The 23,449-nt window shown below is 68.3% G+C and carries 18 protein-coding genes and 2 pseudogenes; 8 read left to right on the top strand and 12 right to left on the bottom strand.

Annotated elements, in window-relative coordinates:
* Positions 1 to 11: 11 nt before the first annotated feature.
* The 5 genes from ABZS37_RS30005 to ABZS37_RS30025 form a co-directional block, all read right to left on the bottom strand.
* A complete protein-coding gene (locus ABZS37_RS30005; RefSeq protein WP_355174507.1) occupies positions 12 to 884 on the bottom strand; it encodes a creatininase family protein in 873 nt (290 codons plus the stop codon).
* Positions 872 to 2,620, bottom strand: a complete 1,749-nt coding sequence (locus tag ABZS37_RS30010; protein WP_355174509.1) for an iron ABC transporter permease — start codon at positions 2,618 to 2,620, stop codon at positions 872 to 874. Before ABZS37_RS30010 ends, ABZS37_RS30005 begins: the two co-directional genes overlap by 13 nt.
* A complete protein-coding gene (locus ABZS37_RS30015) occupies positions 2,617 to 3,690 on the bottom strand; it encodes an ABC transporter ATP-binding protein (protein ID WP_355174511.1) in 1,074 nt (357 codons plus the stop codon). The genes ABZS37_RS30010 and ABZS37_RS30015 overlap by 4 nt, the downstream gene beginning before the upstream one ends.
* Before the next feature lie 62 nt (positions 3,691 to 3,752).
* The gene (locus tag ABZS37_RS30020; RefSeq protein ID WP_355174513.1) at positions 3,753 to 4,805 is read right to left on the bottom strand and encodes an extracellular solute-binding protein; all 1,053 of its coding nucleotides are present in this window, start codon (positions 4,803 to 4,805) and stop codon (positions 3,753 to 3,755) included.
* Positions 4,806 to 5,066: 261 nt separating this feature from the next.
* Complete coding sequence (locus tag ABZS37_RS30025; RefSeq protein WP_355174515.1) at positions 5,067 to 6,215, bottom strand: ROK family protein; 1,149 nt, start codon at positions 6,213 to 6,215, stop codon at positions 5,067 to 5,069.
* Positions 6,216 to 6,738: 523 nt separating this feature from the next.
* Here ABZS37_RS30025 and ABZS37_RS30030 point away from each other — a divergent pair.
* The gene (locus tag ABZS37_RS30030; protein ID WP_355174517.1) at positions 6,739 to 9,474 is read left to right on the top strand and encodes a sugar-binding protein; all 2,736 of its coding nucleotides are present in this window, start codon (positions 6,739 to 6,741) and stop codon (positions 9,472 to 9,474) included.
* Between the two features lie 234 nt (positions 9,475 to 9,708).
* Here the strand turns inward: ABZS37_RS30030 and ABZS37_RS30035 are convergent.
* From ABZS37_RS30035 to ABZS37_RS30045, 3 genes and pseudogenes are all read right to left on the bottom strand, one after another.
* Positions 9,709 to 9,867, bottom strand: a pseudogene (locus tag ABZS37_RS30035) (IS701 family transposase); the annotation flags it as partial.
* A 206-nt stretch (positions 9,868 to 10,073) separates the two neighbouring features.
* Positions 10,074 to 10,799 (bottom strand): hypothetical protein, encoded by a 726-nt coding sequence (locus ABZS37_RS30040; protein ID WP_355174519.1) that lies wholly within the window; start codon positions 10,797 to 10,799, stop codon positions 10,074 to 10,076.
* 479 nt (positions 10,800 to 11,278) lie between these two features.
* A pseudogene (locus tag ABZS37_RS30045) lies at positions 11,279 to 11,638 on the bottom strand (transposase); the annotation flags it as partial.
* 188 nt (positions 11,639 to 11,826) lie between these two features.
* Between ABZS37_RS30045 and ABZS37_RS30050 the strand changes: the two are divergent.
* The 4 genes from ABZS37_RS30050 (at position 11,827) to ABZS37_RS30065 (ending at position 14,110) form a co-directional block, all read left to right on the top strand.
* Positions 11,827 to 12,258, top strand: coding sequence for an SRPBCC domain-containing protein (locus ABZS37_RS30050; protein WP_355174521.1), 432 nt, complete (start codon positions 11,827 to 11,829; stop codon positions 12,256 to 12,258).
* Positions 12,245 to 12,595: a metalloregulator ArsR/SmtB family transcription factor gene (locus ABZS37_RS30055; protein WP_355174523.1), complete on the top strand. Its 351-nt coding sequence runs from the start codon at positions 12,245 to 12,247 to the stop codon at positions 12,593 to 12,595. The genes ABZS37_RS30050 and ABZS37_RS30055 overlap by 14 nt, the downstream gene beginning before the upstream one ends.
* The gene (locus ABZS37_RS30060; protein ID WP_355174525.1) at positions 12,592 to 13,047 is read left to right on the top strand and encodes a VOC family protein; all 456 of its coding nucleotides are present in this window, start codon (positions 12,592 to 12,594) and stop codon (positions 13,045 to 13,047) included. The genes ABZS37_RS30055 and ABZS37_RS30060 overlap by 4 nt, the downstream gene beginning before the upstream one ends.
* 628 nt (positions 13,048 to 13,675) lie before the next feature.
* A complete protein-coding gene (locus ABZS37_RS30065; RefSeq protein WP_355174539.1) occupies positions 13,676 to 14,110 on the top strand; it encodes a GNAT family protein in 435 nt (144 codons plus the stop codon).
* A gap of 765 nt (positions 14,111 to 14,875) precedes the next feature.
* Here ABZS37_RS30065 and ABZS37_RS30070 read toward each other — a convergent pair.
* Positions 14,876 to 16,636, bottom strand: coding sequence for a hypothetical protein (locus ABZS37_RS30070; RefSeq protein WP_355174527.1), 1,761 nt, complete (start codon positions 16,634 to 16,636; stop codon positions 14,876 to 14,878).
* Between the two features lie 336 nt (positions 16,637 to 16,972).
* Between ABZS37_RS30070 and ABZS37_RS30075 the strand changes: the two genes are divergently transcribed.
* A complete protein-coding gene (locus tag ABZS37_RS30075; RefSeq protein ID WP_355174529.1) occupies positions 16,973 to 19,759 on the top strand; it encodes a transcriptional regulator in 2,787 nt (928 codons plus the stop codon).
* 34 nt (positions 19,760 to 19,793) lie between these two features.
* Here the strand turns inward: ABZS37_RS30075 and ABZS37_RS30080 are convergent, their stop codons facing one another.
* Complete coding sequence (locus ABZS37_RS30080) at positions 19,794 to 20,258, bottom strand: hypothetical protein (RefSeq protein ID WP_355174531.1); 465 nt, start codon at positions 20,256 to 20,258, stop codon at positions 19,794 to 19,796.
* A 321-nt stretch (positions 20,259 to 20,579) separates the two neighbouring features.
* Here ABZS37_RS30080 and ABZS37_RS30085 point away from each other — a divergent pair, with 321 nt between their 5' ends.
* Positions 20,580 to 21,179, top strand: coding sequence for a hypothetical protein (locus ABZS37_RS30085; RefSeq protein ID WP_355174533.1), 600 nt, complete (start codon positions 20,580 to 20,582; stop codon positions 21,177 to 21,179).
* A 19-nt stretch (positions 21,180 to 21,198) separates the two neighbouring features.
* Positions 21,199 to 21,372: a hypothetical protein gene (locus ABZS37_RS30090; protein ID WP_355174535.1), complete on the top strand. Its 174-nt coding sequence runs from the start codon at positions 21,199 to 21,201 to the stop codon at positions 21,370 to 21,372.
* 116 nt (positions 21,373 to 21,488) lie between these two features.
* Here ABZS37_RS30090 and ABZS37_RS30095 read toward each other — a convergent pair whose 3' ends face one another.
* Positions 21,489 to 22,619, bottom strand: coding sequence for a cellulose binding domain-containing protein (locus tag ABZS37_RS30095; protein WP_355174537.1), 1,131 nt, complete (start codon positions 22,617 to 22,619; stop codon positions 21,489 to 21,491).
* A gap of 730 nt (positions 22,620 to 23,349) precedes the next feature.
* Positions 23,350 to 23,449, bottom strand: a 100-nt coding sequence (locus ABZS37_RS30100) for a transposase (RefSeq protein ID WP_355174541.1), incomplete at its 5' end; no start/stop codon positions are given.

The raw sequence follows: 23,449 nt of genomic DNA on the forward strand, positions 1-23,449 counted from the left end.
GACGAGCGGGGTCATCCAATGGCCTGGTCCGACCGGTCCCGTCCGCGCTGGTCGGACCAGGCGGCCTGGTTGGACGAGGCGGGTCGGTCCGCCCCGGGCGGGCCGGGTAGCGGCGTGGCCAGCCACGCCTCGATCACCTCACGCAGCCGCGCGCCGGCCAGCTGGCGGATCCGTCGCCCGGCCGACTCGTTGGCCAGCGAGACATGACCCGACCAGCCCTGCCACGGGTCGGGCCGCGACTCCACCAGCACGTACGGGTAGCCGGTGGCCAGCTTCGGCTTTGGCGGCAGGTCCGGTGTGGCGTCCAGGTGCACCGTCGTGGGGTCAAAGCCGAGCACGGCCGACGTCTCGTACGCTCCGCCGTGCCCCCGGGACGGCAGGGCGCCGAAGATCTCGCCCGTCTCGTCCGGGCTGACCAGCTGGAACCAGTTGGCGAGCAGCAGGCTCGCCAGGTGTCGGCCGGAGACCCACTCCATGGCGGCACGGACCGTGGAGAGGTTGGCGTCGTGACCATTGACCACGAGGAGCCGAGGGAAACCCGCCTCGACAATGCCGGCGAGCACGTCGCTGAGGTACCCGACGGCGATCTCGGGCCGTAGCGCCACCGTGCCCGGCCATGGCCGGGTCTGGCCGGGGCAGGCGGCGTACGGTGCGGCCGGGAAGAGCACGGCACGGGCGGACCCGGCGGCCAACTCTCCGGCGAATCCTTCGGCGAGGAGCAGGTCGGTGCCGAGTGGCAGGTGCGGGCCGTGCCACTCGACGGCGCCGACCGGCAGCACCGCGAGGTCCGCCGCCTCGGCCACAGCGGCGAGCGCGTGGCCGGGGACCCGGGTGATCGGCAGCAGCCCGCCCTCGGCCCGCCAGCGATCGATCAGTTCGTCCACTGAACGGCCTTCCTGGTCGCGGTGCGGCTGCTTTCCAGCCGGCCGGAGAACCACATCACCACGAAGATGAGCAGCACCTGGAGCATGCCGTACGCCGCCGCGGTACCGAGTTCGAAGGAGTACATCCGATTGTTGATCGCCACCGAGATCGGCACTGTGGAAGAGGTGTAGATCAGCACCGAGGCGACGAACTCGCCGACACCGTGCACGAACGCCAGCAGTCCGCCGGCGAGCACGCCGGGCAGCATCAGCCGCAGGGTGACGCTGCCGAAGGCCCGGACCCAGGAGGCACCGAGGTTGCGTGCGGCCTCCTCCAACGACGGATCGATCAGTGCCAGGGCCGCTGAACTGGACCGGAACACGATCGGCAGGAACCGCACGAAGTAGGCCAGCGGCAGGATCCAGAAGGTACCGACCAGGACCTGCCCGAGACTGAAGGCGTTGCCGGTGCTGAACGCCGAGATCAGGTTGATCGCGACGACCGTTCCGGGCAGCGCCCACGCGATCATCACCGCCACGTCGAGAAGACCCCGCCCGACGAACCGCAGCCGTCGCACCGCGTACGCGATGAGCACGCCGATCCCCACGCAGCCGACGACCGCGATCAGGCTCATCTGCACCGAGTTGAGGATCGGCTGGAAGGCCTTGGGGTCGGAGAAGATCGTGACGAAGTTGTCGAGCGTGTACGTCGTCGGCAACACCTGGGTGGTCCAGGAGCGGTTCTCGGAGAAGGCCACGAGCGCGATCGTGGCGACCGGTGCGAGCAGGACGATCGTGGCAAGCACCGAGGCGAGCGGGGCCAACCAGCGACCGATCGGATTGTTGATCTCCCGCCGGGTCGCCGAGATCCCCTTCGACTGGGACTGGTAGCTGCGCCGACCCTCGTACCACCGCATTGACAGCAGGAAGATGATGGAGACGATTCCCAGCACGGAGGCGTACGCCGAGGCCATCGGCAGGTCGCCGTTGGTGCGGTTGATGTAGATCTGCATCGTCATGGTCTGGCTGACGTTGAACAGCAGCGGCGCGGTGTACGACGCCAGCGAGGTCATGAAAACCAGCAGGGACGCCGAGACCAGCGCCGGGGTGAGCATCGGCAGCATGACGGTCCGCCAGACCCGCACCCGGCCAGCACCGAGGTTGTACGCCGCTTCCTCGACTGACGGGTCCATTCCGGCCAGCGCCGCGGCGGCGGCCAGGTAGAAGAACGGGTACATGGTGAACGTGTGCACCACGAGGACCCCGGCGATCCCGTCGAAGGCGAGGACCGGCTTGTCGGTGCCGAGGAGCGCCTGCAGCCCACGCGGCAGGATGCCGATGTTGCTGTAGAGCAGTTGGAAAGACACGGCACCGATCAGCGGCGGCAGCGCCGCCGGCACGAGGATGAACGCCTCGAGGAGCCGGCGGCCCCGGAAGGTGAACCGCTTGAGCAGGAAGGCCATCGAGACGCCGACGGTGCCGCAGAGCAGCACGCTCCCCGCCGAGATGAACAGCGAGGTGAGCAGGGACTGCCGGGCCACCCCGGAGGAGTTGAGGAACTGGAGGTAGTTCTCCGTGCCGTCGGCACTGACGCTCTCGGCGAAGGTCGCGAACATCGGTTGTACGACGTAGCCCCAGAGCACCAGGACGAGGGGCAGCACGAGCAGGTAGGGGAACCACCGTGAGCTGGCGCCGCCGCTCACGCGCCGGCCGAGCCCGGTCAGCCAGCCGGGGGCGGGTAGGGAACGAACGGTCACGGTTGGACCACCCAGAGCCGTTCGGGTACGAGACGCAGACCCACGACGTCGCCGAGCTGGATGCCGACCGGTGCGTCGATCACCGCCGCCATCACGTCGGTGCCGTCGACGTCGACGCTGAGGTGAGTCGCCATGCCGGTGAACTCGATGTGGCTGATCCGGCCGCGCAGTGCCGACTCCTCGTCCGGGCCGGCGATCGTGATGTGTTCCGGCCGGGCCGACACCAGCGCGGTGTCTCCCTCGGCGAGGCGGTGCCCCACGGCCGCGCGGACGTCGAGCGTCGCGCCGCCGGGCAGGCGTACCTCCACCCGGGTCTCCCTCGCGCTGACCACCGGCAGGCTCAGTACGTTGCTGCGTCCGATGAAGCGTGCCACGAACGCGTTCGCCGGCTGGTAGTAGACCTCATGCGGTGTGCCGACCTGCTGGACCCGGCCGGACTGCATGACGGCGATCCGGTCCGACATCGCCATCGCCTCGGCCTGGTCGTGCGTCACGTAGAGGCTGGTGATGCCGCTCTCCCGCTGGATCCGGCGGATCTCGGTGCGCGTCTCCTCACGGAGTTTCGCGTCTAGATTGGACAGCGGTTCGTCGAGCAGCAGGGTGCGGGGCCGGATGACCAGCGCCCGGGCCAGCGCGACCCGCTGCTGCTGACCGCCGGAGAGCGCGTCGATGCGGCGGTCGCCGTACCCGGTGAGGTGTACCTGGGCGAGGGCCTCCTCGACCCGGCGGGCCCGGTCCGCGCGGGGGACCCGGCGGACCTTCAGCCCGTACGCGACGTTCTGCGCGACCGACATGTGCGGAAAGAGCGCGTAGTTCTGGAACACCATGCCAGTGTCCCGTTTGTTCGGCGACCAGCGCGTCACGTCGTCATCGCCGAAGTGGATGTGCCCGGAGGTCGGAAAGTAGAACCCCGCCACCATCCGTAGGGTCGTGGTCTTGCCGCATCCGCTCGGTCCGAGGAGGGTGAAGAACTCACCGGCTCCGATGGTGATGGTGACGTTGTCGACCGCCGCCGCGTCGCTCGACGTGTCGAAACGTTTGCTGACGGTTGCCAGCCGGACATCGATCATGTTTCTGGGTCCTTCCAGGACGGAGCCGGGTCGTGCCGTGGCACGACCCGGTCCCGGTCAACTCAGCCCTTGTCCTTGATCTCCGCGTTCCAGTGGTTGATCCAGGCCGTCTCGTTCTTGCCGATGACGTCCCAGTCCACGTCCATCGGCTTGAGGCCGAGGTTGGCCAACCACTCCGGCTTCTCGGAGATTTCCACCGCGGGGATCTGGAAGTAGTCCTTGGCGAGGGTGGCCCGTAGCGAGTCGTCGAAGAGGAACTCGAGGAACTTCTGGGCTGCGGCGGTGTTGCCGCCCTTGACTGCGGCCACCCCGTCGACGAGCACGGGGGCGCCCGAGGCCGGCATGACGTAGCCGAACGGCATCTTCTTGTCGGCCTGCAGCAGGACGTCCTGCAGGTTCCAGGCGCTCACGACGCCCTGCTCACGCGACATCTTCAGGTAGAGGTCTGCGGGGTTGGCGGCGTACTCGACGGTGTTGGTGTCGAGCTTGCGCAGCCAGTCGTAGCCCGGCTGGGGGTTGGACCCGTCGGCCGAGAGGCGCTGGATCATCGAGGAGTAGATCGAGCGCATGGTGCCGGAGGCAGCCACGTCCCGGATGATGATCTTGTCTTTCCACTTCGGGTCGACCAGGTCGTCCCAGTCCTTCGGCGCCTCTTCCGGGCTCAGCGCCTTGTTGTTGTACATGATGACCTCGGGCAGCAGGATCTCGCCGTGCCAGCGGCCCTGCGCGTCCTTGTACCGCGCGTCCATCTTCCCCGCGAACGAGGGCTGCCAGGCCTCCAGCAGGTTCTCCGTGGCGGCGGTGGCGAGGCCCTGCTGAGTGCCGCCCCACCACACCGACGCCTGCGGGTTGGCCTTCTCGGCGCGGACCCGCTCGAGCACCTCCTGGGCGCCCATGTTGAGCACCTCGACCTTGCCCTTGTACTCGGGGTTCTTCGAGGTGAACTGCTCGACGACGTAGTCGGTGACCGCCTTGTCGCGGGCGCTGTAGATGACGAACTTCTCGGCCGACGCGTTCGCGGACGAGCCGGTGTCGCTGTCGTCGCTGCTACCACAGCCGGCGGTGGCAGCGAGCATCGCGCCGAGCGCGATCGCCATGACCCAGGGACGTCTCATTGTTACCTCCACTCACGGGGGATCTACGGGAAGGTTCTGATAGCAGGTCGTAAATCGAACTCGTCGTGCCAATGCGGTGGTTCGCCGGTCCGGGTTACGGCGTCGGAGATCGGGTCGTGCCCGGAGCGGGGTTCGGGGGTTCCGCCGGGGCGGGCGTCGCGGGCGCACCGCATCCGGTTGTTTCGGGGTACGGAGGTGCGGCGGCGAACGAGGGTGTCGGTGTCGGGGGCGGTCTGGGGTCGTCGGTCGGCGGTGGGGTGGTCAGGGCAGTGAGGGCAGTGGAACCGCGGCCGACAGCGCGTAGCTGATCGCTCCGTGCAGCACGGCCTGGTCGCCGAGGGTGGCCCGGCGTACCTCCGTGGGGGCGGGAGTCTTGGCCGAGAGGAGCCCTTGAAGCTGTTCGAGTGCGGCGTCGTCGAGTTCCGCGGCGGCGCCGCTGAGCAGCACCATCCCCGGGTCGATCACACAGACGCAGGAGAGGATGAGTCGGGCCCAGGCGTCGAGAACTTCGTCGAGGTAGTCGCGGGCCGGACGCGACGCGGCGGCGAGTTCGATCAGCTCCCGTACCGGCGACTCGGGTCGCCGCCCCGGGTGCAGGGCGACCAACCGCTCGGCGATGGCGTTCACCGACCAGCGGGCCTCGAACTCGCCGACGCCGCTGTAGCTGCGCTTGGGTGCGGCGTCCAGCGGCAGGAAGCCCACCTCGCCCGCTGCTCCGCTGGCGCCCCGGCGGACCTTGCCGTCGAGCACGAGCCCGGCGCCGATGCCGTCCGCGACGTGGATCAGCAACAGGTTGGCGACGTCCGCTCCGGCACCGGCGACACACTCGCCAGCGGCCATCAGGTTGACGTCGTTGTCGACCACGACGGGCACGCCGAGCCGTCGCTGAACTGACTCGCCGATCGGCCACGCCTCGACCAGTCCAACCGATGGCGCGAGGCGTACCGCGCCGTTGGTGGAGACGCCCGGCACCGCGATGGCGACGCCGCGAAGTGACGGCAGTTTGTCGCCGACCAGGTCCAGGACGAACGAGCAGATGGTCTCGACCACGTCGCCACTGAACCGCGTGGTGCGATGGGCGATGAGCGCGCCCTCGCTGTCGGCGATCTCGCAACTGATCCGGGACGGTTCGAGCGAGACCGCGGCGACGAGCTCGGCACGCGGATTGAACTCGAGCATCTCCCGGGGACGGCCGGTAGTGGGGGCACCCGGCCCCCGTTCGATGAGGTAACCCTCGGCGATGAGCTCCCGCACCAGCGCGGTCACCGTGGCTGCCGGGAGTCCCGTCATCTCGGCGAAATCAACTCGGGACAGCAGTCGAGCCTGCCGGGCAGCCAGGATCACCGAGAGACGTTTGATCTCACGGGATCGTTCACGGCTGACCGGGCTGGTCGGGGCTTTGTCGGACACAGTTATTTCCTACTGAGAAAAAACGGTGGCGTCAAGTAACGAGATCATCTCGGCCTTCGGCTAGGGAGAACGTAGATCCACAAGGGACGCTGCCGAGGATTGCTCCGTCCGATCGGACTAATCCGGCCTCAGTGCAGAAGTCGTGCGGCCCAAAGTCGGACAAAAAGCGCCGATCGCCACTGCTGAGCGATAGCCCATGGGGCATGAACAGGCACATCGTTTCTTCAAAGAAGGAAGAAAGTCGTACCGGACTATTGACTGGCCGCCGACAAGATCCCTAGCGTTACCGGCCGAAGGCCTTCGGTGGATCTATCCCTACCACTGTGCGTACACGCTCACCACGTAACGCTGGGCAGGCACCACTACCCCCACTGTCGAGCGACACGCACGCGTGGAGACCATCTTCGGTCTCCAGTGGACAGCTGTTCACGCTTCAGTCCCGGCAGGAGCCAACTGCCAGTAGGTCTCTGCCGGGCCTGTAACCGTCCCACGCAGCACTCGCCCCCACACGAAGAGGTATGCCATGAAATGGCGCACCACGGCGTCGATCGCCCTGTGCGGTCTGCTGTCGCTTGGCCTGGCCAGTCCCGTCCAGGCCGGTCCCAAGGGCCCATCGCCCGAGCAGACATCCCCCAAGAAGCCGTCCGACAAGCCGATCAAGCCGGTCGACCTGGACATCATGTTCATCGGCGCGCACCCCGATGACGAGGCCGGCCAGCTCGGCATGCTGGGGTACTGGAACGAGTATCACGGCATGCAGGCCGGCGTCATCACCACCACCCGCGGCGAGGGCGGCGGCAACGCCACCGGCCTTGAGGAGGGCCCCGAGCTCGGCATCCTCCGGGAGGCCGAGGAGCGTCGGGCGGTGGGCTGGGCCGGCGTCGAAAACGTCTACAACCTGGACGCTCTCGACTTCTGGTACACCGCCAGCGCTCCGCTGACCGAGGAGGTCTGGGGCTACCAGGAGACCCTCTCCCGGATCGTGCGGGTGCTGCGGACCACCAAGCCCGAGGTCATTCTCACGATGAACCCCTCGGCGACCCAGGGCAACCACGGCAACCACCAGAAGGCGGCCATGCTGGCCGTCGAGGCCTTCTACGCCGCGGCCGACCCGAAGGCGTTCCCGGAGCAGATCAAGCAGGAAGGGCTCAAGCCCTGGCGGGTCTCCCGCATCTTCCAGGCCGGTGGCAGCGGCACCACCGGCACCAACGGCCCCGCCTGCGAGACCACCTTCACCCCGGCTGAGGCCAGCAACGTCATCTTCGGCACCTGGCAGGGCTACGAGTCGGCGCGTCACGACGGCAACCGGTGGAACACGGTCCAGACCTGGGCCCGCCGGGAGTACGCGTCGCAGGGCTGGGGCAACAGCTCCTTCCCGACGACCAACCCGGCCAGCATCGGCTGCAACCGGCTGACCCTGATCGACACCCGCACCCCGTACCCGGACCCGAACGTGGGCGCCGGCCTCGGTGCGCTCCAGGGCGCCAACCTCCGTGCCCCTGGTGGACTGCCGCTCGGCACCGAGGTCCACGTGCGCCCGCAGAACTGGGAGGCCCTTGCCGGGCAGCCCATGCGCGTCGACACGGTTCTCTACGCCGAGAAGGCCATCCCCGGCGCCAACGTCTCCCTGCAGGTTCCGGCCGGCTGGAAGGTCACCGGCAACGGCAACGTCGGCACGCTCACCCCGCGCAAGGAGGTCGTGAAGAGCTTCACGGTCACCCCTCCCGCGCAGCTTGAGGTGGGTACGCGATTCCGGATCAACGCCACGCTGACCAGCAAGAAGGACGGCAGCGGCACCAGCAGCGGGCTCGTGCAGGCGACCGCTCCGGTGCGGGGCACGCTCGAACCGCTGGAGGAGATCGCCGACTTCCGCGAGTGGACCGTACGTAACAAGACCCAGCAGCTCGACGCGCTCATCGAGTCCCTGCTGAACATCCCCAGCGGTGGCACCCGCAGCGTCAAGGTCAACCTGACCAACCACAGCAACCGGACCCAGTCCGGCAACGTCAAGCTGAACCTGCCGGCCGGCTTCTCGGTGGCCGAGCAGCAGCTGCCGTACAGCGGACTGCAGGCGGGCGCCAAGGGCTCGGTGACCTTCACGGTCACCAACACCGACGCGTCGCTGCCGACCGCCAACCGGGCGCCGGACAACGGCGCGTACCAAGTGCGGATCGAGACCAGCTTCGACGGTGGCAGCGCCACCGAGCCGGGGGCGTTCAACCTGGTGCCGGTCACCACGATCGCGCGGGCCAGCACCGCGCCGTCGGTCGACGGCACGGTTTCACCGGGTGAGTACACCGGCGAGGTCATCGACATCTCGACGCGCTGGGAGGGCACCGCCGCTCCGGCGTCGGACATCTCCGGCACCGCCCAGCTCACCTACACCGACGACGCCCTGTACGCCGTCTTCAACATCACCGATGACGTACTCGGCACCGTCCTGCCTCCGGAGGACTGCAAGCGTCCGCGCCGTAACGACAACATCGAGTTCGGCATCGACCCGCGCGGCAACTCGGCGAACACCTCCACGGTGTTCAACGTGGCGCTCTTCCCGGCCACCAACGACCCGGCCAACGGCAACCCGCCGTGCTTCGCCCGGGAGCGGGACAACCACCAGGGCGGACCGGAGACCGCGCCGGGTCTCGAAGTCGCCTCTGTCGTCACCAACAGCCCCTACACGGGGTACCGGATCGAGGTCAAGGTTCCGTTCAGCGTGCTGCCGGACACCATCGACCCGAACCGGATGGGGATGAACATCCTGGTCAACGACTCGGACACGCAGGACCTGTCCGGGCAGACCCGGGTTGGTTGGTCGACCTGGAGCGGCGTGCGGGCTGACCCGTGGCGCTGGGGCGTGGCGACCCTGCCAGGTCTGACGGCGCGGCCGTCGGCGCCCAAGGCTCCGATCATGCCCGACACCGCGGCGCAGAGCGTCGACTCGCCGCAGACCATCCTGCAGTCCGCCTCGGACGGAGTCGCACCGGGTGGTTACGCGGCGCTGCCAGGTAACACCGTAAAGATCAAGAAGGTCACCCGGACCAACTCGAAGGTCTCGGTGGAGCTTCACGTGAAGCACTCCGGCACCGCCCGGGTCTTCGTCTGGGACGGACAGCGGGTCGTGGCGCAGACCACGGCCAACCTGAGCAAGGACCGTACGCTTGTCCTGCCGCTGAACGGGGCCATTCCGGCCGGCTCCTCGCTGCTCGTCTCGTACGAGCGTGGTGGTGCTACCACCGGGCTCGCCCAGCAGCTGCGCTGATCAGATAGCTCACCGCGTCGACCTGACGCACAACCTCATGGGCCGGGCCGCGAGGCCCGGCCCATGAGCGCACCCGCCCCCGCTGGTGCGGTCACGTCACCCACCAGCGGACGTGACCGGCTGCGGTTCCGTTATCCGAGACACCGATTTCATGGGCACTGCCCTGACCAGGCACTTCTGAGTGGTGACCTCGTCGGCGGCACAAAGAGGTCATCAGGGCCGCTTGAACAGCCGCTGCATCCGGTCCGGCGTCGCATCGCCGGCGGCCTCGGCCAAGGTCCAGCCGTTCTTGCTCGCCAGGGGTGACAACAACCCGAGCAGGTAGGTCAGCGCCTGCCGGCGCGGCTCCGCGCGTCCAAAACGGTGCGCGAACCGCGCCAGTAGATCATCCAAACCCGCCCGCCAGCCCACGGTCTCATCGATCAACACAAGCACGGAAGCCTGCCCGGCCTACGACAGACCACAACAGACAGACAGTGCGATCACCGCGCGCCGCAGGAATAGCATCGACACTGACCGCTAAACTACTGGCGTAACATCGGCACGAACCATGCCGATGAGCTGCCGAAACTCCGCATCAAGCAAGTGCGGCTGGAGTATTAGGTGTGGGCGCTCGGAGCGGGTGACTCCGTGAGCTTCCACCGGTCGCCGTGACCCGTGGCGATCGCGACCGCCTCGACCACCCGTCGGGCCGCCGCTGGGTCATCGGCGAAGCTGGCGGCGGCTTCGAGGTCGACCGGCGGCCCGCCAGCGAGGCTCGCGGCCACGGCGATCATTCGCCGGTCACGGTCCGGCACGTCGGCGGTCGCCGCGAATCCGACCACCGCCGACCAATCGGTGACCTGCCCCATCCGCACGATCTCGTCGTCCCACAACAGATCCAGGATCCGCACGAGGTCACCGAAGCCCGGCTGGTCCGGGAGCGCGGTGAAGGTCAGCAGGTGCACGGCGGCCCGCTGGCCGAGCAAGGCGCCGGTGGCGATGTCGGTGCGCAGGGCGATCCGAATTGCGTCACCGGTGAACCCCGAAGCGAAACCCGGCGGGGGAGGCCTCCGATGCAGCGGTGGCGCCGTATCGGGGTCGGCCAGCAACTCCGCCACCCGCAGGCACTCCACACACGGCGGCAACGCGGCGATGTCGACGTACGTGTCGCTGCGATGCATCTCGTAGGCAAGGTCGATCGCCCACTGGTCATGGCCCCAGACCGGACGCTCCGGAGCCGAACATAGCGTGAGACCCGAATACCCGTGATCCCCAGCGTTGTCGAGAGCGAGATCCACCGACAGGTGCTGGAATGTGCCGTCCGTACACGGCCGAGGTGTCATCGGGTCCTCCTCACCACCGGATGCTTCGCCGGTCGCCCGTGACAACGAAGTCTACCTTTCTCGGCCCGGATTCTGGTTGGTCGATTACTGCTCGGCGAAAGATCCATGGGCCCGGCCATCGCTGTCATGATTCATCGAAGTTAGCCAGGGTGCAGGCAGGGGCTTCCCGCTTCACGCCAAGCACTCTAACGATCTTGAGCTAGCTTGATCAAGATGATAAAGGCCAATGGCTTTGCATGATCATCCGGCACAGATTCGGCACAATCGAGCCCGAAAACGGCTGTCAAACGCCGTGAAGCGCTGAGGTCGATCGACGCCGGCGACCAGCCGCCCTTGAGCAACTCAGTGACCACAGCCTGCAGCCGTGGCGAGCGGTTGACCCCGTACGCCTTCGGCCGCTGCCGGCCCGCTGCGGCCACCTCGTCCGCGGCTACCGCCCGGTACTGCGCGCGGCCGCCGCGCCGGGCCACGTTCCGGAAGACCTTGACCACGATCGCGTCAATGAACACCGCCGCGTAAGTCTCATCCAGCGGGCGGTGCGACCAGTCGGTCATCTCCTCGATCACCTTGTCCGTGATCCGCGAGATCGTCTCCTTGCTGACCGAGGTGCCGTAGATCTCGGCGAAGTCCGCCGAGGTCTCGCCGGTCGTCAAACCTTTCGCATACAACGACAACACGACCTCGTCGACCCCCGACAAGCGGCGCTGCCGCTTCTTGACGATCTGGGGCTCGAACGTGTCAGCCCGGTCCCGCGGAACGTCAATCTGCACCGGCCCCGACGCGTCGGTCAGCACCGTCTTCGGCCGGCTGCCGTTGCGGATGTTGCCCGAGCCGGCGCCATCGGGTTCTCGGCGCGGCGCTGCCGGGGGAGTGTTGGGACGGCTTCTTTACTCGGCTGGTTCACACTGCCGGCAACCTGGACAAACGTGCGTGAGCATGCCGCGGGGCCACCGGACTACTGGGGTAGTCGCAACCATCAGGTTGCTGTACGGTTGTGGCAACCGGATGGTTGCTATGGAGGTGCCGAATGTCACTCCCCAATCGCATCGAGCGAACGCTCGACGTCGCCCACCCGATCGAGAGGGTGTGGACGGCCCTGACCACCACCGACGGGCTCGCCGGCTGGCTCGGCGAGAAGGCCGAGATCGACGACCTGCGGCCAGGCGCCGAAATCAGGGTGTGCTGGGGCGGCACGTGGTCGGTCCTGCGGATCGAGACCGTCGAGCCGCCGCACCGTCTCTGCTTCGCCTGGCCCCTCGACGGGCTCCCGCCCGGCGACCCGCGCCGCACCCACGTCGAGATCGTGCTCCATGCCGTCGGCGGTGGCACCCGGCTCGGCCTGACCGAGACGGGGTTCGCGCAGCTGCCCGACGAGTTCGCCGCTGCCTACCGGGGCAACCTCGAGGGTTGGCGGGAGGCTCTGGCCAAGCTGGTGCGTCACCTCGATGGCCGACACTGACCCCGAGGATGTGGCGGTGGCCGTGTTCGCCGCGCTGGCGGACTCCAGCAGGCGGGCCATCCTGGCCGAGCTCGCCGCCCGCGGCCCGGCGTCCGCGACCGACCTCGCCGATCGCCTGCCCATAACACGCCAAGCGATCGCCAAGCACCTCGCCCTGCTGTCCGGCGCCGGTCTCGTGCGGGCGGTGCCGGCGGAACGCCGCCGCGTCCGCTACCACCTCGAATCGGCCCCGATGACGACCGCCCAAGCCTTCCTAGCCGTGCTCGCCCGCGACTGGGACCGCACCCTGCACGCCCTCAGCACCTACCTCGACCGCGATCAGGAGACCCAGCCATGAGACCGACGTTCCAGGGCGGCCGCAACATCGCCATGAAACTGCCCAAGGCCCAGTTCGACCGAACCGTCGCCTTCTATCGAGACGTGCTTGGCATGGAGGTGGCCGAGGAGAACGGCGAGGGGGTGGACGATGCGGTGGCGCAGTGTGCGTCCGTCCAGTTCGGACCGGTGAAGCTGTGGTTCGACCGAGTGGACAACTACGCCCAGGCGCAAGTGTGGCTGGAACTCTTCACCGACGACGTGGAGGTGGCCACCCGCCACCTCGCCGAGCACCACGTGCATCCGCAGGACGAGCTCGAAACTCTGCCCTCGGGCATGGCCGCACACTGGATCAGCAACCCGGTCGGGATCCCGCACATCGTGCGGCTCCCGGATAACATGAGCGACACTTTTTGCGACCTTGATGGCAGAGACCGGGTAAGGGCGGCCCGCACAAAGATCGCCACCATGTGATCGATGGGCCCTTGTGACGACATCTGAAGGTCGCCGCTACCAACTCACGGACGACAGCTACGACGAACTTCGGACCTCCTCTGCGTGAGCACGCACAAACGGGAGCCGGACGCCCGCCGTGGGGGCAGGGCGCCTGCGGCTGTGACAGTGGGTGGTACTTGCCCGTTGTCAATTGTGCCCAACGTTTTCAGCGTTACGTTGCCCATTGAGGGCCGCCGACTGCGGGAGCGATCATGTCGCCCCCGATAAGGGTGAGGAGTCGGCGCAGCAAGCCCGCATCTATATGGCGACGGCGACAGACCCTGCTCGGGATAAGGGAGGCGACACCGAAGGCCGGCGAAGTGCACGATCAGCTGCCCTACGCCGAGCCTCACGTTCGAAGTCGTGTTACCGAGCTTTGACAAGGGGTGCAGCCATGATCCGTCGGGGACGCCTGCCTTCGGGTCGTGGGTGATCGATTAGGCTAGCGGGGTAACCCACAGAAGGAGACACGAGGCCGATGCCCAGCGTGTCGCTACCAGTCACTACCGCACGGCTCAACCTGCGTCTGTTCACGCCGGACGACCTCGATGACCTGTACGCGTACCAAGGCCTTCCTGATGTGGCCCGCTAGCTCTACCGGTCCCCGCTGAGTCGCGAGCAGTGCGCGCAGAGTCTGGCACGGCGCGCGGCCGGCACGGCGTGGACCAAGGACGGCGATGATCTCGTGATCGCCGGTTGCCGGATCGGCGAGCCAGGGGTCGTCGGTGAGGTCGTCCTAAAGTTAGCGAGCGCGCGGGCGCGTCAAGCCGAAATCGGTTGGATCTTCGACCCTGCCTATGGTGGTGGTGGTTACGCGACTGAGGCGGCGATTGCGGTCGCCTCGCTCGCCTTCACCGAACTGGGTGTTCACCGGCTCTTCGCCCGTCTCGACGTACTCAACAGCGGGTCGGTGCGGCTGTGCGAGCGCCTCGGCATGCGCCGGGAAGCGCACCTCGTCGAGAACGATCTGGACGGAGAGCGCTGGGGCAGCGAGTACGTTTACGCGACGCTTGCTCGCCAGTGGAAGGCCGATCGGCCCTAGCGCGTCAGCTCATCGAACGACGAGTGTCGAGCCGAAGCTGACCGGTGATCCGCTCCCGCACTCGCGGCAGCGCGACACCTTTTCGTGGCACCGAAGGTCGGCCCGTGCCGTGTAACCGGCACGACACGGGCACCAACCATCTCACCCTGACCGTACGGCCCGCACCCCCTCCGGCACCGGGGCGTTCCTCCGCCGGTTTGAGCGCCAGGTCGACCCCGACGGCGCGCTGCCCGAGGACGTCCGAGCCGCCCTGGCCTCACGCGAGGACCGCGTACATGCTTCGACCGGCTGAGCGTTCGGCGGCGGCACGTCGACGCCGAATCCAATCGCAGGACCCGTGATGGCGTGATCAACTCCGGACGAGCAGCGGCATCTTCCGTTGGCTGTGCCCATCAGAGGGCCTCAAGCACCGGCGGGTGCGGCACCGCGTCGGTGGAGAGCAACAGCACTCCTTGACTCGGCCAATTTATGCTTCATGCGACCTGGACAAACGTGCGTGCCTGCTGCTCTACGTCGCTGTTTATAGGTGCGGCATTTGGCCTACCTCCTCCTCGGCGGGCGTGTCAGGAGTTCACTGGTCGTTTGTGACTTGCTGGCTTGTTGCCATGACGCGGGTTAGGTAGGAAAGCTCGGACGAGCAATGGGTCGAGTTGGTCGAGGATCTACTGCTCGCCGACGGGGATGCGCGCATGGTCGATGCGATTGGCGTCGTTGTCATCGGCGCTGTAGGTGCGGGGTTAGCGGCCCGAGCGGCTTCGCGGTCCTTCAGCCGCCCGTCCGGTCGTTGAGGCGGCGCAGCGTTGTACCTGGCTGGGGGAAGGCGAGCCGCAGGGTGTGTGCGGTGAGTCGGATGCTCCACCAGGTGAGGGCGGCGAGGTAGCCGACGATGAGGGCGCTGTTGGTGTCGATGGTGAAGACGAGGGCGTAGCCGATGGCGAGGCCGGGTGCGGTGATGGCGCGGATCGTCCGGTTGCGGCTCATGGTGAGGGCGGTGGCTATGCCGACGAGGGCTGCGCCGATGCTGCCGGCGATGGGGGCGATGGTGTTCGTGGAGATGGGTGTCGTGAGGGTGAGCGCGGCGCGCATGAGGTAGATACCGGCGGTGGCGGTGATCGCGTGGGTGATGGCGGGGCGGGTCATGGCGAGCCAGGTGGGTAGTGCATCAGCGGGGATGCGGGGTGCGGTGGCGGCGATGAGGGTGGCGCAGGCGGCCAGGGGTAGGGCGGCGCCGAGGGTCCATGTGAGGTAGGGGGTGTAGTCGTGTTTGACGGCGGTGCCGGTGGCGAGGCCGTAGAGCGCGGCGGTGATGGCGCCGACGACGGCGGCGGTGAGGTATCCGCGTCGGATGAGGCTGCCGGTGGTGGGTTCGGGTGTTGATGCGGCGGGCGTTCCGGCGAGCAAGGTGGTGGGTGCTAGGTGCGCCACGGCGAATGCGGTGAGCATGACGAGTGCGCCGGCGGTGCCGAGTTGCGGTAGGGAGGTGCGGACGCCGACGACCCAGGTGCTGTAGGTGGAGATGTAAGCGGTGAGGACGGCTTGCAGGAGCAGGGCCAGGGAACAGGCGCCGAGGAGCAGGGCGCCGGTGAGGTCGCTGATACGTAGGCGGACGCGGGGTAGGCGTGCGGCGGCTGCCGAGCCTGATTGGTGTGTGGTGGTGAGCGAGAGGGCCCCGTCGGCGAGGGCGTGGGGGTGGTCGATGAGCGTGGGGGTTTTGCCGGTGGCCGCGGTGAGCGCTTCGGTCAGCGCGGGTACGCCGGAGGCGGGTCTGAGGACGACGCCGGCGAGGTGAGTTTTGTCGACGTCGGCGGCGTCGAGGAGTCCGTCGACTGCGCCGGGTATCTGGTCGAGGAGGGGCTGTGCGGCGGCCGTGACGTCGTTACGGGTGATGACGGCGGGTTGGCGGGGCGCGGGCAGCAGGATCGGGGCTTGGTCCTGGGTCGTGAGTAGATGCCTGGCGGTGCGGACAGATTCCAGGAGGGCACGTGCGCCGTCTGCCTGGTCGCCACTGGGCACGGTGATCATCGCTTGGAGCGGGTCGGAGTCTGCGGTGGCCGTCTGGACGACGTGTTGGGCGATGAGGTGGTCGAGGCCAAGGGCAAGGGTGATCTGCTGTGTCGCCAGTTCGCGGTAGCCGTCGGCGGCGCTCTGCAGAACGGTCAGTGTCGCCGGTTCGCGGTCTGCCTGGCAGACGAGCACGCAGGAGCCTTCCGGCGCGGTGACGCCGAGGATTGTGGCGTAGGCGGCGAGGGCGGCGGGTGCGGTGACCAGGGCGGGAGGTGGAAATCCCGCGCGGGTTGCCGCTTCGCTGACGCGTCCGCAGCGGCGTGGTCCCCAGCTCGGCGGAACGGTCACGGTGAGCGCGGTGATCGGCCCGTTGACGTGGACGGCAGCGTGATGGGTGACGTGCCGCAGCACGGCGGCGAGTAGATCCACCGGGTCGGGTTGCGTCGCATCGGCGGTGTTGGCGGGCCGACCGAGGAGGTCCGCGGGGTTATCGACGAACCGGTGGTCTACCGGCAAGGACATCGCAGCCATGGCGTCGAGACCGACGTAAATCTCCCCTGCGGGCCCGATAACGACACCAGGGGGCATGGCGAGGCGACCATCGATGAGGATGGGGATCTTCAGGCTGTGCCGGCTGACAGTGGCCGCGATGGCCGACGAGCTTAGGTCGATCGACAACACAGTGCCCCCGCTTGGCATGGGGGGCAGTCTCGCCCCTGAGGGCGACTGGGTGTCAACCGTGATCCGCTGAACGTGACTCGTTGTACGCGGATGGTGAGAATCTCTCCCGATGGGATAGTCGAAGACACTCACCCTCGTGTATCCGGAGAAGATCGTGGATCAACCATAGGGGGACAGGTGCCGCAGACGCGCCGGGGCAGAGACGCCAAACTCGCCGACTACGGCGCACGGGCCACCGTCCGCATTCCACACGATTCGCCGCCGCGCCGCGCAAGGCCCTCCCTAGGCGGCGCTGTTCGCGGCGTCATCGGTGCCGGCCTCTTCCTGGCCGGCGTTCCGGCCCTGCTGTGGGCGACGGGTGGAAACCCTCTCCGCCGGCTGCCGGCCTGGACGCAGATTCCAGACTGGTTCGCGCGCTCCAGCGGACGGTTCACCCCGGACTTCCTCATCGGCGCGGCCCTCTGGGCAATGTGGCTGCTCTGGGGCGCGTTCACACTGCTCCTGCTCGCCGAGATCCTCGCGGCGGCGACACGGTGGCGAATCCCCGTACTCAGGCTGCCGGCCCCGATGCACCGGCTCGTGTTCGGTCTGGCTGGCACCGCCGCGCTCGCCGTCACCCCCGCCGGCTCCCTCGACGCGGCGGTGCACACGGATCGCCCGTCTACACCCGCCGCCGCGACCAAGCGCGCCGACGTTCCCCGGCAAGCCGCAGCCCGCGGACCCGCCATCATCCACGTCGCCGATCAGCGCTACCTCTACAACGTCGAGCGACACGACACCTTGTCCAAGGTCGCGAAGGAGTGGCTCGGCGACGCGGGCCGGTGGCCGGAGGTGTGCGGCCTGAACAAGCACCGCCACTTTCCCGTCGGCGGTGTCCTGCGCGATTGCGACCTCATCTACCCCGGCTGGGAGCTCCGCCTACCTGCCGACGCCCGCCCACCACAAGCCGCAACACCAGCAACGCCCCCCACCCCCCGGTCGGGCCGGCCTGCGACACCACCCGCATCGCCGAGCGCCGCACCTGACCCGCCCGATCCCGCCGTGTCGCCACCCACGCCACCGGCCGCTACTCCTACCACCACGCGGTCCGCAGCCCCAAGCGGGTCCAGTTCGTCGCCAGCGCCGTCGTCGGGGGTCCCCAACCCCGCCACGTCGCCGCCCGCCATTAACAGTCCTACGGCGGGCACAGACGACCAGGGTGTTGATCTGTCGGACTCCGGTTGGCTGCCCTGGTCGCTCGCTGCCGCGATCAGCGCCGCCGCCGCGATGCTCTGGCTCCAACGCCGCCGTCGCTACACCGGCGAGCCTGACGATGATCCGCCCACCGGACTGCCCCCGACCGTGGTCCAGGTCCACCGTGCCGTGGCCGCCCGTAACCTCGAGCCGTCGGATGCGAGCAGCAACGATGGCCCGCCGCTCGCTCTCGTACCCGACCTCGGGCTGTTGCCGGGTGGCGGATGCGGGATCGTCGGCGACGGCGCACATGCTGCCGCCCGCGCCGCCCTCGTCGCCGTGCTGGCCTCCGGCGGCCCGCACCACCCCGACGCCCGCGGCGAGGTCGTCATCGACGCCGCCACCATGGCCACGCTGCTCGGCCCGGACGCGGTGACCCTCAACCCATGGCCGCGCCTGCACGTGACCGACAGCATCAACGACTCGCTCACCGTCATCGAGTCCCGGCTGCTGCACCGCAGCCGCATCCTCGACGAACACGCCCTGACCGACCTGAATGAGCTGCGGCGGACAGTGCCCGACGAGGAAGCGCTACCGCCGGTCATGCTCATCACCGAGACCCCACCCACTGGCGCCCAGATGCGCGCCAAGGCCGCCCTCGCCCTGGGCGAGGGCCTGCACGTGTCCGCGCTGCTACTCGGCGAATGGGCCTACGGCGTCACCGTCGAGGTCGCCCCGGACGGACACACCAATCTCATATCCGGGCAGCCCGCCGAACCGGTGCCACCGCGCCTGCCCGTCCTCGAACCGGCTAACGCCCTCCAGATCCTGACCACGCTGCGCGAGGCCCAGACCGGCGAACCGCCCGCCATCACCTCACCCGCCGTACCGGTCACGATCGTGCCCCTGCACGCCAGCCGCACCGAGACGACGCCCACCGCCGCGGACCCGGCCACCCCGACCGCCGTCAAGCCCACCACCGCCACCCTGTCGGGACGGGCGCGGCTGCGCGTGCTCGGCGCACCGCGCATCGAAGGCATTACCGCGGAAGGCCGGCCGCTGCGAGCCAAAGCCCTGGAACTCGCGGTGTACCTCGCCGTCCACCCGGACGGAGCCGGCACCCGTGACATCGGCGAATTCCTCGAACCCGACGCCCGCATTAGCCAAGCCGACCAACGTGTCCACACCAATGCCTCGAACCTGCGGCACGTCCTCGGCCGCGCCGGCACCGCAGAGACGAAGAACGCCTACGTCATCAAATCCGCCGGACGGTACCTGCTCGACCCCGCCACCGTGGACGTCGACGTGTGGACCCTCCGAGACCTGATGCGCAGCGCCACCATCGCCACCCAGCCGCGCCGCCGCGAACTCCTCACCGCCGCCTGCAACCTCTACACCGCACCCCTCGCCGACGGCCAGGACTACGAGTGGCTGCAGCCCCACCGCGAGACGGTCCGCCGGTGGGGCACCGAAGCCCATCTCCTGCTGGCCGACGACCTGCTCGACAGCAACCCGCAGGCCGCATCCGACCTACTCGACAAGGCCATCGGACTCGACCGCTACAACGAAGCCCTCTACACCAAAGCGATGCACGCCCGACACGCACTCGGCGACGCCGACGGCATCCGCACCCTCCTGCGTGCCCTGACCAAAGCCCTCGCCGACCTCGACGCCGAACCGCACGAAGACACCATCACGCTCGCCACACAACTGCGTAACAGCCGCGCGGAGATGCCTGTGCGGCGACGGCAGCAGGCCAAGGCGCTGACGGCAGGCGAGTCACCTACCTGACACCGCCCCATCGGGTCGGCGGGTATCCAGCACCCTACCTACTCAGCACTATGTGTTCGGTGAGCAGACTCAACCGGAAACAGAAGATTGGCCTCGGAGTCGCCGCCCTACTCGGCCTGTGCTGCTGCGGCGGCGGAATCGGCAGCGCGTTCGACGACAGCACCAAGCCCGTGTCCGCGCCGAGCTCGTCCACCCCACCAGCCATCGGGCGGCTTGTCGACGGTGACACCACGCCCACCCCGGCCGTCGGCGAGACTTCAGCCAACGCGACAATCGCCCCGCCGGAGCCGGCGCCCACGCCGACGCGCACCGTGAAACCGGCGACGAAACCCGCGCCCGCGAAGACGACCGCTCCCGAGCCGAAAACGACCACGGTCAAGCCGAAACCGAAATCGACCACCGCGAAACCGCCAACGCCGTCAGTGCGGCAGGGCGTGCACCCGGGCGCGTTCTGCACCCCGGAAGGCGCACGAGGTGTCACATCGAAAGGCACGCCCATGCGGTGCACACGCAAGGCTGGGGAGGAACGGGCACGCTGGCGGGCCGCCTGAGCGTGGACCCTATAGGGCCCCGGGCGGTCGAGTCGGTACGCCCGGGGATATGCCACATCAAACGGCGGCGACGCTACCTGGATGCGGTGAGGATCGACGCGAACAATTCCGTCGCGCCAGCTCCGGACGTACCGCCACCGCCTGCGCCTCGGCGATGACCGTGATGCCAACAGCGCCCTGGCGCATCACCTCGTGCGCATGTCGCTGCCTCAACCCCGCCAGGGACTACGTCACCCGTCGCGCGTTGCGGGAAGAGCAGGACCGAGATCATGCGGTGTCTCAAGCGCTACGTTGCTCGCGACACCTTCACTCTGCTCAGCTTGCTGGGAGTCGACGTGGCCGTTAGGAAGTCCGCCGGTCTGTGGTGTGGTGACGACTTCGATGATCTCGCCACCTATATTCGGGAGCACCAAGCGGGCGGCTATCCCGTCCAGCACGTCGTAGAGATCAGCTGCCGGCACTGCCATGGATCGGCGTTTCGCGTCACGGTCGACGACGAGGAAGGCTGCGCGTTGATTCTTTGCGAAGGCTGTCGGGCCGAGACGCCCATCGCCGACAGCGCCGACCACGTCGAAGATGCGGCGCTGGAGGAATGCGGCTGTCCCTGCGGGGGCGAGGCGTTCTCTGTTGGCGTTGGCTACGCCATGAACGCCGATAACGAGGTTCGCTGGGTCAGCCTCGGCCTACGCTGCCTCGCCGACGGCAGGTTGGGCGTCTACACCGACTGGAAGATCGACTACGCCCCCACAGCCACCGTCCTGCCCGTTGCGGCTCACCCTGGTCCGTCCATCAGCAGCGGACCACCTCAAGGTAGGAGAGACCGCCGCGCCGGGCCTGGTCGTGCGGTCCGACGAGCGGCAGACCCCTAAGGCGACGGATACTCGCTTGATGACTGGACCGGATCTCGACCCCGAACAGTATCCGCCCATCGATCCGCGTGAGCCGGTGCCCGACGACGCGGGCGTCCTTCTGCCCGACACCCTTGACGAACTGCCAGAAGCCCCGGCCGAACCGATGCCGGACGACGGTGGCAACGCCGGCGGTGTGCGCGAGCCGGCGTAGAACCGCACGCTGACGAGCGCGACACCAGCCCGACCACCGATGCCGGTGCCGGAGGCTCCCGGGCCGTCGGGGCCCCTCCCGTGAAGCGCTGAGGAGCCCCGCCGACCCGTGCCGCCTCAGCTCGCCGTGCAGCTGACGGTAGGAGCGGTGGGGGTGCCGGTAGCGCTGCCGAGGAAGCCGAAGGTGGCCTCCGCGCCCGGAGCGAGTGCCCCATTCCAGGTCACGTTGCGCGCCGTGATCGTGTCGCCGGCCTGGGTCACCTCGGCGTTCCACGCCTGGCTGATCCGCTGGCCGCCGGCAAGGGTGTACCCGACGGTCCAGCCGGCGGTTCGGACGGCGCCGGTGTTGCGGACGGTCACCTCGCCCTGGAACCCGCCCTGCCACTGCCCGACGATGCGGTAGTCGGCCGTGCAGGTCGGGCCGGGAGCCGGGGTCTGGGTGGGGGTGGCCGTCGGAGTGGGGCTCGCCGTCGGGGTCGCGGTGGGCGTCGGGGTCGGGGTGCCGCCGTTGGCGAGGGCGGCGGCCAGCGCCGGGTACCAGCGGTCGGACATCTTTTGGTCGCCGGAGGCGTTGGGGTGCACCCCGTCGTAAGTGTCAGCGGCGGTGTTGACGCCCGTCCATTGGTCGACGACCACGATCGGGGACTGCGCCGTGGTTTTCCCCGCCGCCCAGCCGCCGATTGCGGCGTTCAGGGCTACAACGCGTTGCCCGCATTCGGCGCAGGTGGGCGGTGCCATCGGGATGATTTTCGCAACGATCACCCGCATTGTGGGGTTGCTGGCCCGCATTTGGTCGACCAGCTTGGAGTACGCGGCGAGGATGGTCGTCGGCGTGATGTTGCTCCACACGTCGTTGGTGCCGAAATGCATGAGCACGATGTCGGGGCGGGTGGCGGAGAGCCAGCCGGGCAGCAGGTTCTGGTTGGCGACATTCGTCACCAGGTAGCCACCGTGGCCCTCGTTGTCCCCGTCGTACGGCTGGCCGCAGCCCTGTGGACCGAGGGTGCCGACGAAGTCGACGTTGGGGTAGCCGGTGGTCTGGAGGCGGTTCCACAGGGTGGACCGCCAGCAGCCGGGCGAGCCGGTGATCGAGTCGCCTAACGGCATGACCCGTACCGGCGCGGCAGCCGCGGGTGGGGCAGCGATCGCGGATTTGGCGGGCGCCGTGGCGGCCAAACCGAGCAGCAGGGCGAGGGAGACGGCCGCAAGGGTGGCGAGCAGGGTGGGAACGGTTGACCTTCGAAGCATGATGACGGGACTCCTGTCACGTGACGTCGTACGGTCGGTGACGGCCCGATTGCTCCCATAGCCATTCGATCAGGTCTTCGGGTCAAGCTCAACGCCATCCCACACACTGCCGGCACCGGTCGATCGGGCTTCGGACGCGGTTGCTCGCGGTCGGGTTGCGGAGCTGGTCGAGAGCCTCCGCAACCCGAGCGCGATTGGTTCGGGCAACCAGGTGGTCCGGCCAGGACGTGCCACCGCTGTGGGTGGAGGGATCCGGCGGCGACCGGGGCACCGGATCTTCCGTACGGTGCCACCTGTGGTGGTGTCCCCGTCCCCGGAGGTGCACTCTTCGCCCGGTCCTGCAACCAACTCGTTGTAGTGAACCGGACCGGGGCCATCACCGCTCGCGTGCGACTTCCCACACGCATCGACCGGCTACTTCCCGATGGTCGATCTTTGGTGCACGTGATGGGGAAGGGGCACCTCACGACGGTCGGCATTCCAACCTCCAGGTGAGTTGCCTGACCTGACGGACTGGATCGAGTGCTGCGCTGCGCCTTGGAGTTAGCAGCAGCTAGCCGACGGCATCTGCATCTGCTTGATCCGCTCACCGCGGTCGGAGTGATGGAGCACCAAGCGGGGTCGAGGTGGGATCCCACGACGCTGCTACCGGGTTGCGGGCCAGTGCTCCGCCCTTCAGGGCGGGGGTGAGAGCCCGCGCTGGGAGGGCCGCCAAGGCCCGGGCAGTGCCTTAGACCGGGCGGTTCTGCTGCTCGATGTACTGACGCACGACACTGAGCGGCGCCCCGCCCACGGAGCCCGCGAAGTACGAACCCGACCAGAGTTTGTTG

This window comes from Micromonospora sp. NPDC005413, assembly GCF_040606435.1.
Taxonomy (GTDB): Bacteria; Actinomycetota; Actinomycetes; order Mycobacteriales; family Micromonosporaceae; genus Micromonospora.